Source organism: Micromonospora sp. WMMD754 (genome assembly GCF_049315235.1).
In the GTDB taxonomy this organism is placed as follows: Bacteria; Actinomycetota; Actinomycetes; order Mycobacteriales; family Micromonosporaceae; genus Micromonospora; species Micromonospora sediminicola.
The window spans coordinates 5,800,807-5,814,414 of the sequence record NZ_CP186058.1; the positions used below are offsets into that span (position 1 = coordinate 5,800,807).

The 13,608-nt window shown below is 73.4% G+C and carries 11 protein-coding genes and 1 riboswitch; of the genes, 4 read left to right on the forward strand and 7 right to left on the reverse strand.

Annotated elements, in window-relative coordinates; translation table 11 throughout:
- Window positions 1-77: 77 nt before the first annotated feature.
- Window positions 78-1,127, reverse strand: a complete 1,050-nt coding sequence (locus ACN27B_RS27300; RefSeq protein ID WP_099160642.1) for an aldo/keto reductase — start codon at window positions 1,125-1,127, stop codon at window positions 78-80.
- An 80-nt stretch (window positions 1,128-1,207) separates the two neighbouring features.
- Window positions 1,208-3,148, reverse strand: coding sequence for an ABC transporter ATP-binding protein (locus tag ACN27B_RS27305; protein WP_099160641.1), 1,941 nt, complete (start codon window positions 3,146-3,148; stop codon window positions 1,208-1,210).
- 236 nt (window positions 3,149-3,384) lie between these two features.
- On the opposite strand from ACN27B_RS27305, the gene pgi reads away from it, so the two are divergent.
- The gene (pgi, locus tag ACN27B_RS27310) at window positions 3,385-5,019 is read left to right on the forward strand and encodes a glucose-6-phosphate isomerase (protein ID WP_422741968.1); all 1,635 of its coding nucleotides are present in this window, start codon (window positions 3,385-3,387) and stop codon (window positions 5,017-5,019) included.
- 421 nt (window positions 5,020-5,440) lie between these two features.
- Window positions 5,441-6,865, forward strand: a complete 1,425-nt coding sequence (locus ACN27B_RS27315; protein ID WP_422741970.1) for a hypothetical protein — start codon at window positions 5,441-5,443, stop codon at window positions 6,863-6,865.
- A gap of 103 nt (window positions 6,866-6,968) precedes the next feature.
- Here ACN27B_RS27315 and ACN27B_RS27320 read toward each other — a convergent pair whose 3' ends face one another.
- Genes ACN27B_RS27320 through ACN27B_RS27340 form a run of 5 tightly spaced genes read right to left on the reverse strand, consistent with a single transcriptional unit; the run spans window position 6,969 to window position 11,573 of the window.
- On the reverse strand, window positions 6,969-7,379 hold the full coding sequence (locus ACN27B_RS27320) for a hypothetical protein (protein WP_091577498.1): 411 nt from the start codon (window positions 7,377-7,379) through the stop codon (window positions 6,969-6,971).
- A gap of 38 nt (window positions 7,380-7,417) precedes the next feature.
- Entirely contained in the window at window positions 7,418-7,960 is a 543-nt protein-coding gene (locus ACN27B_RS27325; protein WP_099160639.1) for a GNAT family N-acetyltransferase, read from the reverse strand.
- A 50-nt stretch (window positions 7,961-8,010) separates the two neighbouring features.
- Window positions 8,011-9,732: an acyl-CoA dehydrogenase family protein gene (locus ACN27B_RS27330; protein ID WP_422741973.1), complete on the reverse strand. Its 1,722-nt coding sequence runs from the start codon at window positions 9,730-9,732 to the stop codon at window positions 8,011-8,013.
- Window positions 9,729-10,301, reverse strand: a complete 573-nt coding sequence (locus ACN27B_RS27335; RefSeq protein ID WP_098746196.1) for a PadR family transcriptional regulator — start codon at window positions 10,299-10,301, stop codon at window positions 9,729-9,731. The genes ACN27B_RS27330 and ACN27B_RS27335 overlap by 4 nt, the downstream gene beginning before the upstream one ends.
- A gap of 42 nt (window positions 10,302-10,343) precedes the next feature.
- Complete coding sequence (locus ACN27B_RS27340) at window positions 10,344-11,573, reverse strand: hypothetical protein (RefSeq protein ID WP_422741975.1); 1,230 nt, start codon at window positions 11,571-11,573, stop codon at window positions 10,344-10,346.
- Window positions 11,574-11,758: 185 nt separating this feature from the next.
- Between ACN27B_RS27340 and ACN27B_RS27345 the strand changes: the two genes are divergently transcribed.
- The gene (locus ACN27B_RS27345; RefSeq protein WP_422741977.1) at window positions 11,759-13,234 is read left to right on the forward strand and encodes an NAD(P)/FAD-dependent oxidoreductase; all 1,476 of its coding nucleotides are present in this window, start codon (window positions 11,759-11,761) and stop codon (window positions 13,232-13,234) included.
- 69 nt (window positions 13,235-13,303) lie between these two features.
- Window positions 13,304-13,414, forward strand: a riboswitch (SAM riboswitch).
- Between the two features lie 36 nt (window positions 13,415-13,450).
- Window positions 13,451-13,576 (forward strand): hypothetical protein, encoded by a 126-nt coding sequence (locus tag ACN27B_RS27350; protein WP_256386030.1) that lies wholly within the window; start codon window positions 13,451-13,453, stop codon window positions 13,574-13,576.
- The last annotated feature ends 32 nt before the right edge of the window (window positions 13,577-13,608 follow it).

The window sequence follows — 13,608 nt, forward strand, 5'->3', positions numbered from 1 at the left end:
CCGCGTGGCGACCGGGTGGGACGGGCCGGTGAGCGGTCAGGCTGTGGCACCCTCCGCGTAGGCAGCGCTGCGGGCGGTCAGGCGGCGGCGCGTTCGGCCGGCGGACGGCGACGCTGGGACGGGTCGGTGAGCGCGGGCGGGGACCAGACGCCGTCGGGCTGGTAGAGGTTCACCCCGGGCGGGACGATCTCGTCGATCCGGTCGAGCACCGCGTCGTCGAGCGTCAGCGCCGCCCCCGCGAGCAGCGCGTCCAGCTGGTCCATGGTGCGCGGCCCGATGATGGTCGAGGTGACCGCGGGGTGCGCCGCGGTGAACGCCACGGCGAGCTGCGGCAGCGTGCAGCCCACCTCGTCGGCGAGCGCGACGAGGTGCTCGACGGCGGCGTACTTGGCGGCGTTGCCGGGCAGCGCCGGGTCGAACCGGGCCGGGGTCCGCGCCGGGCGGCCCGAGGTGAGGTCCACCGGCTGGCCCTGTCGGTACCGGCCGGACAGGAAGCCGGAGGCCAGTGGGCTCCACACCAGCACGCCCATCCGGTGGCGGAGGCACACCGGCAGCACCGACGCCTCGATCCCCCGGGCCAGGATCGAGTACGGCGGCTGCTCGGTGCGGAACCGGCCGAGCGCGCGCCGTTCGGCGACGTGCTGCGCCTCGACGATCTCCTCCGCCGGGAACGTCGAGCAGCCGAACGCCCGGATCTTGCCGGCCCGGACCAGGTCGCTGAGCGCGGCGAGCGTCTCCTCGACGTCGGTGGTGTGATCGGGTCGGTGCACCTGGTAGAGGTCGATCCAGTCGGTGCCCAGCCGGCGCAGGCTGTCCTCGACGGCGCGGACGATCCACCGGCGTGAGTTGCCGCCCCGGTTGGGTCCCTCGCCCATCGGGAAGTGCACCTTCGTGGCGAGCACCACGTCGTCGCGCCGGCCCCGCAGGGCCTTGCCGACGATCACCTCCGACTCGCCCGCCGAGTACATGTCGGCGGTGTCCACCATGTTGACGCCGCGGTCGAGCGCGGCGTGCACGATGCGGGCGCAGTCGTCGTGGTCGGGGTTGCCGACGGCGCCGAACATCATCGTGCCGAGGCAGTGGACGCTGACCTCGATGCCGGTGCCGCCGAGGACGCGATAGCGCATGTGGACTCCATGGTGGGTGACGCCGCGCTGACCGGGCGGCGGCCGGTCCGGTCACCGTAGGAGTTCGAGTGCGCTGGAGGTCAACGGTCGGCGGCGGCCTCCCCGGCGCCGGCCAGGTAGCCGGCCGCCTGCAGCTCGAACAGCTCCCGGTAGGGCCCGGCCTGCGCCATCAACGCGTCGTGGTCGCCGTGCTGCACGAGCCTGCCGTGGTCCAGGACGAAGATCTGGTCGGCGTGCCGGACGTTGGCCAACCGGTGGGTGATCAGGACGACGGCCCGGTCCGGACGCCGCCGCAGGTGTTGGAAGAGCGCGTGCTCGGCCCGCGCGTCCAGCGCGGCGGAGGGTTCGTCGCAGATCAGCAGTCGGGCGTCGCGGTAGAGGCCCCGGGCGGCCACCAGTCGCTGCCACTGCCCGCCGGACAGGTCCTGCCCGTCCTTGAACTGCCGGTCCAGCAGCGTGTCGTACCCGAAGGGCAGTTCGCTGATCATGTCGTGCGCGGCCGCCTCCCGGGCGGCGGCCTCGACGCTGGGGCCGGGGCCGTCGGCCCGGTCGTGCCGGCCGACCCGGATGTTCTGCCGGGCGGTGAACGGGAACTTCCACCAGTCCTGGCTCATCACCGCCACCTGGGCGGCGACCTGGCGCGGGTCCAGCTCGGCGGCGTCCACCCCGTCCCAGCGGATGGCGCCGCCGGTGGGTCGGTAGAGCCCGGCGATCAGCTTCGCCAGCGTGGTCTTGCCGGACCCGTTCTCCCCCACCAACGCGACCACCTCGCCGCGCCGGATGGTGAGGCTGACCTCGTCGACGGCGGCGGCGTCGGTGTCCGGGTAGCGCAGGCTGACCCGGTCGAGGTCGATGCGCTCGAACCCGTCGACCGGCCGCTGCCCACCGGTCGGCACCCGCCGCCCGGCCCGGTCGAGGAAGTCCCGGTAGTCCTGGTAGTAGAGGGCGTCCTCGTAGAGCGAGTTGGTGGCGAAGATCGTGGTGCGCAGGCTGCTGCGGGCGGACTGGAGGGCGAGCAGCGCGGTGGCCGCCGCCGCGAGGACGACCACGCCGCCCATCAGCAGCGCGCCGAGCACCAGGTAGAGCCCGAACGTGGCGACTCCGGTGACGGACAGGCCGATCGCCCGGGTGACCGTCTGCGCGCGGGCCAGCCGCAGCTCGGCCCGGGTCTCCAGCCGGGTCATCAGGCGGTATTCCGAGAGCAGGAACTCGCGCATCTGGTAGGCGCGGATCTCGGCGGCGGTGTGGCGGTTCGCCATCAGGTCACCGAGCATCCACTTGCGGCGGCGGCGGGTGATCCGGGCGAGCCAGTCGATGTGCTGGCGGCGGGCCATCCGCACCGCCGTCACCGCCTCCGGGGCGGCGGCGACCAGCAGGCAGGGCAGCAGCAAAGGGTGGATGATGGTCACCGCGGCGGCGGTGGCCACCACGCCGACCACGCCGGTGACCAGGTTGACCGTGTCGTTGACCAGCGCGCCCGCCTCGATCAGGCCGCGGTCGCGGGCGCGGTCCATCTCCTCGGCGAAGCCGGCGTCGTCGAACGCCGCCAGCTCCACCACGGAGGTGGTCTCGAAGAGCCGCCGCTCCACCGTGTAGTTGATCTGCGGGATGAGCCGGGCCTGCGCCCAGCCGGCGGCGATCGTCAGCGCACCCCGCGCGGTGACGGCCGCCGCGGCCAGCGCCAGGGCCGGCAGCGCCGCCCGGATCCGCCCCGGCGTCGGACCGGCCGCGAAGAGCTGCTGCAGCACGCCGGTGGTGGCGAGCAGCCCCAGGGTGGTGAGCAACCCGGCGGCGACGTTGAGACCGAGTGACGCCGCGGTGTCCCGTCGACTGGTCGCCCAGCCCAGGGCGATCGCCTCGCGGACCAGCGTGGGAAGCCGCCGCGCCACCGACCAGAAGCCGGTGTGGGCGAGTTCGGTGGCGCGGTGCATCCAGTGCGGGTCGGCCAGTTCCGGCAGCGCCGCCTCCGGGGGCGGTTCGTCCGGGTCGGACGGGGGACGAGGGTTGATCACCCCGGCCATGGCACCTCCTCCGCGCGGTCGAGCAGCAGGAGCCTACTGTGAGCGACCGCATCGTGTCAGCCTGTGATCGTCGTGTCGAACACGCGTCGCAACGGCGTGTCCCATCCCGCCCGGCGTGTGCCCACAGGGTGGGCGATGTCGCGTCGCGTCGCGCGTACCGGCCCCGGGTGGCAGGCTGGTGGGGTCGCGGGCGCGGGCCCGCCGACCGCCCCGTCGCGAAGGAGAAGATCGACCCGATGGCTGTGGACGTCACCACCACGGACGAATGGCAGGCGCTGCGCAAGCACGCCGAGGCGATGCGCGGCACGCACCTGCGCGACCTCTTCGCCGCCGACGGGCAGCGGGGCGAACGGCTCACCGGTGAGGTCGCCGACCTGCACGTGGACTACAGCAAGAACCTGGTCACCGACGAGACGGTCGCGTTGCTCGGCGCGCTCGCCGAGCGGGTCGGCCTGGCCGGGAAGATCGCGGCCATGTTCGCCGGGCGGCACATCAACGTCACCGAGGACCGGGCCGTGCTGCACACCGCGCTGCGCCTGCCCCGCGACGCCTCGCTCACCGTGGACGGCCAGGACGTCGTCGCCGACGTGCACGCCGTGCTGGACCGGATGTCCGCCTTCGCGCAGCGGGTGCGGTCCGGCTCGTGGCGCGGCCACACCGGCGAGCGGATCACCACCGTGGTGAACATCGGCATCGGCGGGTCGGACCTGGGCCCGGTGATGGCGTACGAGGCGCTCAAGGCGTACCGGGACGCGGGGATCAGCTGCCGGTTCGTGTCCAACATCGACCCGACCGACATCCACGACAAGACCGCCGACCTGGACCCCGCGCGCACCCTGTTCGTGGTGGTGTCGAAGACGTTCTCCACCCAGGAGACGCTGGCCAACGCCGACCAGGCGCGCCGCTGGCTGCTCGCCGGGCTGGACGCCGACGACGACGCGGTGGCCCGGCACTTCGTCGCGGTGAGCACCAACGAGCAGCGGGTCCGCGACTTCGGCATCGACCCGGAGAACATGTTCGGCTTCTGGGACTGGGTGGGCGGGCGCTACTCGCTGCCCTCGGCGGTCGGTCTGTCGGTGATGCTGGCGATCGGGCCGGACCGGTTCCGGGAGATGCTCGCCGGCTACCACGCGGTCGACGAGCACTTCCGCTCCGCCCCGGTCGAGCGCAACGTGCCGGCGCTGCTCGGCCTGCTCAACGTCTGGTACACCGACTTCCTCGGCGCGGAGACCCACGCCGTGCTGCCGTACGCGCAGTACCTGCACCGGTTCCCGGCCTACCTGCAGCAGCTCACCATGGAGAGCAACGGCAAGTCGGTACGCGTCGACGGCTCCCCGGTCACCTGCCCGACCGGGGAAATCTTCTGGGGTGAGCCCGGCACCAACGGGCAGCACGCGTTCTACCAGCTCATCCACCAGGGCACCCGGTTGATCCCGGCGGACTTCATCGCGTTCAGCCGACCCAACCACGACCTGGGCGACATGCACGACCTGTTCATGTCGAACTTCTTCGCCCAGACCGCCGCGCTGGCCTTCGGGCGGACCCGCGAGCAGGTGGAGGCGGAGGGCACCGCGCCCGAGGTGGTGCCGCACCGGGTGATGGCGGGCAACCACCCGACCACCTCGATCCTGGCGCCGAAGCTCACCCCGGCGACGCTGGGCCAGTTGATCGCGCTCTACGAGCACATCGTCTTCACCGAGGCCGCGATCTGGGACATCAACGCCTTCGACCAGTGGGGCGTGGAGTTGGGCAAGGTCATGGCCAACCAGCTCGCACCGAAGCTGACCGGCCCCGACCCGGACCTGGCCGACGTGGACACCTCCACCGCCGAACTGATCCGCCGCTACCGCGCCGAACGCGGCCGGAACTGACCCGACCGACGGCGCCCGGGCGGACTTCCGCCCGGGCGCCGTCGTGAGCTGCGGATACGCACGACCCCGTGATGGTTGCAGGGACATCGTCGGGTGCCCATTCCCCGACAGTGGACACAATTCCGCCGCGCCCGCCTTGACCCGCCCGGCGGGGCGCCGCAACCATGGACGAGCCGACATCGATTCACATTCCGACGTCGGCGCGGCGGGCCGCCCCTCCGGTGGTCGCCGTTGACCACGGGGACCCAACGGGGAATGGTTTCCGCACGTCGTGCGCCTGTCGATGGCGCGCGCCGGCGGATCCGACGGCCGATCCGGACGGCATTCCAGGCGCTGACCGCGCCCATTTCCCGAATTGCGATCCGTTGTGGAGACGGCATTTCCCGCCGCCATTCACCAACGGATCACATCGGGGGAAGTCGTGGATCAGATCCTGTACTGGAACGAGGTCGCCCTGGAGGCGAACCGGGTCACCCACACCACGGGTGACGCCGGCGAGGCGCGGTCCCAGGGGCCGGTGGGCAGCGCCCGCGCGCTGGCCGTCGCGCACCTGGCCATGCACGACGCGCTCGTCGGGCTCACCGGCGCGTACGAGCCGTGGTTGGGTGACCGGCTGCCGCAGCCGCCGGCCGGGGCCGACCCGGACGCCGCCGTCGCCGCCGCGGCCCGGACCGCGCTGGCCGCCCTCCACCCGGCGCAGCGGGAGTTCCTGGAGGCACGTCACCTCGCCGCCGGGCTGGTCGCCGGGAAGCACGACGCGGCCGGGCACGACTACGGCCGGCGGGTCGCCGAGGAGGTGCTGCGCCGGCGCGCCGCCGACCCCGGCCTCGACGACGACGGGTACGTGCCGTCGCTCGCCCGGCAGCGCCACCGCGTCGACCCGGACAACCCGGGGCAGGGCTTCCACGCCCCCTTCTACGGCGCCCGGTCCCGCTGCTTCGCGGTCACCACCCGCCACGAGCTCGACGAGCCGCCGCGGCCGGGCGACCGGGCGTACGAGCGGTCGCTGCGCCAGGTGCGCGGCAAGGGCATCGCCCCGCACCTGGCCGGCACGCTGCCGGACCGGCTGCCGCGGCGCACGGCCGCCGAGACCGCCGTCGGGCTGTTCTGGGCGTACGACGGCGCGCGCGGCATCGGCACCCCGCCCCGGCTCTACAACCAGATCGTCCGGGCCGTGGCCCGGGCGCGGGGCAACGACGTGACCGCCAACGCGAGGCTCTTCGCGCTGGTCAACGTGGCCATGGCCGACGCCGGCATCCTCTGCTGGACGGAGAAGTATCGCCACGACCTGTGGCGTCCGGTGGTCGGCATCCGGGAGCACGACGGCGCGCTGGGCCCGACCGGCGTCGGCGACGCGACGCTCGACGGGGCCGCCGACATCGGCTGGCTGCCGCTCGGCGCGCCGCACACCAACAGCGTCGGGCAGAAGAACCGGACGCCGAACTTCCCGGCGTACCCCTCCGGTCACGCCAGCTTCGGGGCCGCCGCGTTGCAGTCGGTCCGGCGCTTCTACGGCCAGGGCGACCACGGCCCGGACGACCTGGCCGACGGGCTGGAGTTCGTCTCCGACGAGCTGAACGGGGTCAGCGTGGACAACACCGGCACGGTCCGGCCGCGCTGGGCGCGCCGGTTCCCCGACGGCCTGTGGCAGATGATCGAGGAGAACGGCCTGAGCCGGGTCTACCTGGGCGTGCACTGGTCGTTCGACGCGTTCGCGCTGGACGACGACGGCCGGGTCGACCTCGGGCGCAACGTCGGCGGGGTCCGCCTCGGCCTGGAGGTCGCCGACGACATCGCCGCGCACGGGCTGCGCGCCGACGCCGCCGCGGGGCCGGTCGAGTCCTGAGCCGCAGCGGCCCGAACCCGGGCGTCGCCGCTCGCACGGGTCGCCGATCGGACGGTCGTCGTGCCGCGCGCCACGGGGGTGTGCGCGGCACGACGACGCCGGGTCAGGGGCGCAGGAGGTCGGCGTGGGCGGCGCGGAGCCGGGCCAGCGCCGGATCGCCGGCCGGCGCCCGCCGCTCCAGCTCGGCCCAGGCCTCGGCGAGCGCGTCGGTCAGCGCGCGCAGCTCGGCGGCGTGCCGTCGGCCGGACTGCCGGTGCAGCTCCTCCAGGCGGCGGGCCCATCCGGCGCTGACGGCGGTGACCCGGTCGGCGTCGGCGCGGGCCTGGGCCGCGGTGCGGGCCGCCGGCGCGGGCACGATCGCGGCGATCGGACGCGGGTCGCCGTCGCGGGTGACCACGGTGACGGTGTCGGTCAGCTCGGCGAGCGAGACGAGTTGGGTGAGCCGGGTGCGGACCTCGCGCAGCGGCAGGGCGCGCGGCTGGGGAGACCGGTCGGCCAGTGCGGGGACAGCCATGGACACATGTTGACGTCCGGGTACGACAAGAACTCGCGTCAGGCCGTCCACTCCGGTGCCAGCACGGACCAGACCTCCATGTCGGCCCGCCCCTCCGGCACCGGCGCGGCGCCCCGGAGCACCCCGTCGCGGCGCATGCCGAGCCGGCGGGCCACGGCGATGCTGCGCTCGTTGCCGGCCCGGGTCACCCACTCGACCCGGTGGATGCCGCGCTCCCGGACCGCCCAGTCGATGACGACCCGGGCGGCCCGGGTGACCAGACCCTGCCCCTCGGCGGCCGGCTCCAGCCAGCAGCCGGCCTCGCACACCCCGCGCGCGGTGCTCAGCGACACCAGCAGCACTCCCCCGACGAGGGTGCCGCGCTGCCAGATGCCCCAGATGCCGCCGTCGTCGCGGGCCCAGCGGTCGGCGTACGCCTGGAGGACCGTGCGGGCCGACGCGGCGTCGGTGGCGACGAAGGACGCGCCGACCCAGGGCGCGATGTGCTCGCGGCAGCGGTCGAGGTTGGCGAGGAACTCGTCGGCGTGCCAGGGCTGCAACGGGCGCAGCTCGGCGTCGTCGGTCAGGGCGAGCGCGAACATCCGTGCAACCTACCGGCCGGACCGGCCGGCGCGCGCCCGGATTCCGGCGGTCACTGTCGCATCTCGTACGCGCCGGCCAGGTCGACCACCCGCTGCCACACCCGGGCCGTGCGGTCGGCGTCGACCACCGGCCGGCGGACGTGGGCGAGCGCCCAGGCGGCCTGCTCGTCGGTGGTGGCCGCCTTGCCGTGCAGCTCGGTGGCGTATCCGGAGAAGTCCCGGACCAGCAGATCGAAGATCTCGTCGAGCAGGTCCGCGTCGAGACCGGTCAGCTCGGCCTGCTCCAGGATCAGCTGGCCGTAGACGACGAGCGCGAAGAGCTGGCCGATGGTGAGCAGGAAGTCCAGGTCACGCTGCTGCGTCTCGTCCGGCGCGTGGGCGGCGAGCAGCGCGACCAGCCCGTCGGCCTGCTCCCGGAAGCGGGCCACGTTGGGCAGGTGGGCGTGCGCGTCGTACGCGGCACGCCAGTCGTGGAACCGGATCGCGCCGAGCCCCCGGGCCGGGCCCTGGCGGAACAGGAACTCGTCGTCGGCGGCGTCGCGCCGGGTCGGCACCGCCGGGTGCGGGTGCGGCCGGAACAGGTAGTTCGGCATGAACTTGAGGATCAGGGCCAGGTTGACGTGCACCGTGCCCTCCAGCTTCGGCAGGCCGCGGATGTCCTTGGCGGCCTTGTCGAAGTAGGTGTCGGCCTCGAAGCCCTTCGCGGCGATCACGTCCCAGAGCAGGTCGATCACCTTCTCGCCCTCGGTGGTGACCTTCATCTTGGTCATCGGGTTGAACAGCAGGTAGCGACGGTCGTCCGGGCCGGCCGAGCGGAGGTAGTCCACCGCCCGGTCGCTGAACAGCTTCATCGCCACCAGGCGGGCGTACGCGTCGGTCAGCTCGCGGCGCACGTGCGGGAAGTCGGTGACCCGCCGGCCGTAGAGCACGCGGCCGTGGGCGTGGGTGACCGCCTCGTACATGGCGTGCTCGCAGATGCCGACGGACGCGGTGCAGAGGTTGAACTTGCCGATGTTCACCGTGTTCAGCGCGGCGTCGAACGCGGCCGGGCCGGTGTGCAGCACGTCCCGCTCCCGCACCGGGTAGTCCTCCAGCCGGAACTCGGAGACGTACATCTGGGCGTTGACCACGTTGCGGACCAGCCGGTACGCCGGGTGCCGGCTGTCGGCGGCGAAGAACACGTACCCCTCCGGGCCCTCGACGTCGGCGCGCCGGCCGAAGACCGAGACCAGGCCGGCGACGTTGCCGTTGCCGATGTAGTACTTGCCGCCGGTGGCCCGGAAACCGCCCGCACCGTCGGGGGTGAGCAGCATGTCGGTGGCGTAGATGTCGGCGCCGTGCGACCGCTCGGAGAGCGCGAAGGCCATCACGTGGCCCTGGTCGAGCAGGTCGGCGGCGTGGGCCCGGGCGGCGGCGTTGCCGCTCTGCCACACCGGCCCGAGGCCGAGCACGGTGACCTGCCAGGTGTACCAGTAGCCGAGGCCGTAGAAGCCGAGGATCTCGCTGAGCGCCGCGTTGCGGGCGGTGTCCCAGCGCTTGTCGGTGTCGTCGCCGCCGTCGGCGGACGGGGTGAGGAAGGTGGCGAAGAGTCCTTCCCGGGCGGCGAAGGCGAGGAAGTCGGCGTACCACTCGTGCGTGTTGTAGCTGTCGACCAGGGCGCGCTTGCCCCGGGTCTCGAACCAGTCGACGGTGGCGCGCAGCAGCCGGCGCGAGGTCTCGTCGAGGTCGGCGGGGTCGTAGTGGTGCGGGTGGAACAGCAGCGGGTCGCTCACGCGGGTGGCCTTTCCGGGTCGGGGTCGAGGGCGCGGAGGGTGGCCAGGACGTCGTCCAGCCAGGCCAGCACCATCCGCTCGTACGCGATGCCGCCGCGCAGCACGACGTGCTGCAGCGCCGCCCGGGCGTCGGGTGCGACGGCGTCCGGGAAGTCGCGGCGTTCGCCGGCCACATAGCCGGCGAGGACGGTCTCGTGGTCGGCGCGGTAGCGCTCGACCTCGGCGACCAGGGTGGCGCGCCCGGCGGCGTCGTCGAACGCGGCGCCGCGGATCTTGACGGCCAGCTCGTGCCGGACCGCCTCCGGTCGCACCGGGGCGTGCAACCAGCCGAGCAGCGCGGCCCGGCCGGTCGGGGTGACCGACCAGACCTTCTTGTCCGGCAGGCCCTCCTGACCGACCTCCTCGCCGGTGATCCGGTCGTCCTCGGCCATCTGCTTGAGGACGCGGTAGATCTGCTGGTGGGTGGCGGTCCAGAAGCGGCCGATCGAGCGGTCGAAGCGCCGGGCCAGCTCGTAGCCGGAGGCCGGCCGCTCCAGCAGCGAGACGAGGATGGCGTGCTCCAGCGACATGCCGGCCATCTTGCTATGCACTTTGTTGCATAGCAAGCCCTGTCAGATGATCAGGTGGGTCCAGTAGGTGAGCCAGACCGCGAACAGCGCGCCCTGGAGCAGCGCCAGCCCGGCGGTGAGCCACGGGTCGAGGCCGGGCCGGCGCGCCCAGCGGGCCAGCACCAGCGCGACCGGGAACGCGGCGAGCAGGTAGCGCAGCAGGCTCCGGTACACCGGCGGACCCATCGACAGCGGCACCAGCACCACGACCAGCGTGTAGACCAGGTACGGCCAGTCGGCCCGGCGCCGCAGCCCGACCACGGCCACGACCAGCGCCGCCACCACGAGCCAGACCCGCAGCGCGTCGGCCGAGTTGTCACCGGCCAGCGCCGATCCGGCCACCGTCAGCGGGTTCTGCAACCGGATCCCCCAGCCGGTCTCCTGGGCGTGCTGGTAGGCGAACCAGTCGCCGGCCTGCCAGCGGCAGAAGGCCATGAACGTCAACCAGCCCGCCGGCACCAGCAGCAGCGGCCAGCCCTCGCGCAGCAGCCGGGGCCAGGCGCGGGGTCCCGCACGCCAGCCGTGCTCGCGCAGCAGCACCAGGGCCAGCGGCAGCACGACGAGGAAGCCGACGGACCGGCTCAGCGCCAGGACGTAGCCGACGATCCCGACCACCAGCCAGCGCCGCCGCTCGGCGTACCAGAAGGCGGCCAGGGCGAGGCAGAGGAAGAGCGACTCGGTCAGCGCCGCCTGGAAGAGGAACGCGGTCGGCAACAGCAGCAGGTAGCGCACCGCCCGCCGGCCGTCGCCGAGCAGCCGACCCCCGAGCCGGTACGCGTAGTAGAGCTGGACCACCAGCGCCACGTTGCTGACCAGCAGCAGCGCCCAGGCGGTGTGCCCGCCCAGCAGCGGCGCGAGGGGGCGGGCCAGGAACGGGTAGAGCAGCGGGAACCCGAAGTCCGGCCAGGGCCGGTCCAGCGGCAGCCGGGCCAGGTGGTCGTAGAGGAACGAGTCCCAGGCGAACCAGAGCGACACCCAGCGGTACGACGAGACGGCGTCCTGCTGGTCGCGCATCAGCGCCTCGGCGGCCGGCGGCGCGCCGGGCACCCCGTCCCACGCGGCCAGCACCAGCACGCCGACCAGGCTGAGCACCAGCTTGGAGCCGACGAAGACGGCGAACACGAAACCCCAGGGCTCGGGCACCCGACGGGCCGTCGCCGCCAGCCGGGCCGCCGCCCCGGGCCGGCCCGGTGCGGGCACGTCGGCCGGGCCGGCCCGCCGTTCGTCCGTCATCGCGCTCCCACCGGTCGCCCCGCGACCGACCCCCGGACCGGGAAACCCGACCCGCATCCCCGTTCCGGCCGGGTCCACACCATCCGGGCCGATGTGTCGGTCGGTGTGCCACGGCAGGTGAGGACGCCGGCAGGACGGGTAAGGGCGGTGCCGCATCGGCGGGCTGGGCGGGGGGCGCGGAGGGCATGGGTGAGGGTGGTTCAACGGTGGTCGTCGGGGCGGGGCCGGCGGGGCTGACCGCCGCGTACGAGCTACGGCGGCACGGCCTGCCGGTCCGGGTCTACGAGGCCGACGACGTGGTGGGCGGGATCAGCCGCACGGTGGAGCGCGACGGATGGCGGTTCGACATCGGCGGGCACCGGTTCTTCACCAAGGTCTCCCGGGTCGAGGACTTCTGGCACGAGATCCTGCCGGACGAGGACTTCCTGCTGCGGCCACGGATGAGCCGGATCTACTACCGGGGCGCCCTCTACGACTACCCGCTCAACGCCGGCAACGCGCTGCGCAACCTGGGGGTGTGGGAGGCGCTGCGGTGTCTCGGCTCGTACGGCCGGGCCCGGCTGCGCCCGCCGAAGGATCAGTCGCACTTCGAGGGGTGGGTGTCGGCCCGGTTCGGCTGGCGGCTCTACTCGATCTTCTTCAAGACCTACACCGAGAAGGTCTGGGGGATGCCGGCGGACCACCTTCAGGCCGACTGGGCCGCCCAGCGGATCAAGAACCTGTCGCTGGCGACCGCGATGCGCAACGCGCTGCTGCCCGGCCGCCGTCGGACGGACGTGACCAGCCTGATCGAGGAGTTCCAGTATCCGAAGCACGGGCCGGGGATGATGTGGGAACGCTGCGCCGAGGAGGTCGTCCGGCGGGGCGGCTCGGTCGCCACCGGCTCCTGGGTGAGCGAGGTGCACCGGGACCCGGCCGCCCGGCGGGCCACGGCCGTGACGGTGGTCGACGCGGACGGGGCACGCACCGAGCCCGCCGCGCACGTGATCTCCTCGATGCCGATCTCCGCGCTGGTGCACGCCCTGCGTCCGGCCGCCCCGCCGGAGGTCCGGGCGGCCGCGGACGACCTGCGGTACCGGGACTTCCTCACCGTCGCGCTGGTGGTGCCGGCGGAGTTCTCGTTCCCGGACAACTGGATCTACGTGCACGACCCGGCGGCCCGGGTCGGGCGGATCCAGAACTTCGGCTCCTGGTCGCCGTACCTGGTCAAGGACGGCCGGACCTGCCTGGGGCTGGAGTACTTCGTCTTCGAGGGCGACGAGATGTGGCGGACCTCGGACGCGGAGCTGGTCCGGTTCGCCACCGCCGAACTGGAGCGGCTGGGGCTGGTCCGGCCCGGCTGCGTCGAGGCGGGACACGTGGTGCGGATGCCCAAGGCGTACCCGGTGTACGACGAGCGGTACCAGCACAACGTGGATGTGATCCGGGGGTGGCTGGCCCGGGAGGCGCCGAACGTGCACCCGGTCGGGCGCAACGGCATGCACCGGTACAACAACGCGGACCACTCGATGCTCACCGCCATGCTGACCGCCGAGAACATCGCGCACGGCGCGGGCCACGACGTCTGGACGGTCAACGTCGAGCAGGACTACCACGAGCACCGCGGCCCGTCCCGGCACGGCACGGGCCGGGACGCCCCGGTGATGCCGGCACGGCGGTAAGGCCCGGCGCGTGAGAGGGGTCATAACGGCTGGACGACCCGTACGGCGGTGCTGCTAGCCTTTCGGGCAGGTCATGAGCGCCAGCGTCAAGCCCCGGCTCGCTGGCCGGCAACCCTCCACCACGGTGGGGTGCTCCGGGTGAGGACCAGGCGCCGGCAGCCGTCGGCGCAAGCGTGGCCTGGCACCCAGGTCAGCACCGACCGACCAGGGAGACCGATGTTCGCACCACCCTCCACCCGCACCGGCGACACCGCCGCGCACCCGGCCGGCGTCGCGCTGGTCAAGCGCCGCCACGTCGACCTGATGCGGGTGTGCAGCGACGCCTGTCGCGACGCGCGCTGAGCGAGCGCTTCCCCCTTCCCCGATCCACCCTT

Excerpts from the sequence above, each read along its gene's own strand:
- ACN27B_RS27335 (WP_098746196.1), bottom strand. The coding sequence starts at position 10,301 with ATGTCGCTGGAGCACGCCATCCTCGTCTCGCTGCTGGAGCGGCCGGCC.
- ACN27B_RS27300 (WP_099160642.1), bottom strand. The coding sequence starts at position 1,127 with ATGCGCTATCGCGTCCTCGGCGGCACCGGCATCGAGGTCAGCGTCCAC.
- ACN27B_RS27325 (WP_099160639.1), bottom strand. The coding sequence starts at position 7,960 with ATGTTCGCGCTCGCCCTGACCGACGACGCCGAGCTGCGCCCGTTGCAG.
- ACN27B_RS27340 (WP_422741975.1), bottom strand. The coding sequence starts at position 11,573 with ATGACGGACGAACGGCGGGCCGGCCCGGCCGACGTGCCCGCACCGGGC.
- pgi (WP_422741968.1), top strand. The coding sequence starts at position 3,385 with ATGGCTGTGGACGTCACCACCACGGACGAATGGCAGGCGCTGCGCAAG.
- ACN27B_RS27350 (WP_256386030.1), top strand. The coding sequence starts at position 13,451 with ATGTTCGCACCACCCTCCACCCGCACCGGCGACACCGCCGCGCACCCG.
- ACN27B_RS27320 (WP_091577498.1), bottom strand. The coding sequence starts at position 7,379 with ATGGCTGTCCCCGCACTGGCCGACCGGTCTCCCCAGCCGCGCGCCCTG.
- ACN27B_RS27305 (WP_099160641.1), bottom strand. The coding sequence starts at position 3,148 with ATGGCCGGGGTGATCAACCCTCGTCCCCCGTCCGACCCGGACGAACCG.
- ACN27B_RS27345 (WP_422741977.1), top strand. The coding sequence starts at position 11,759 with ATGGGTGAGGGTGGTTCAACGGTGGTCGTCGGGGCGGGGCCGGCGGGG.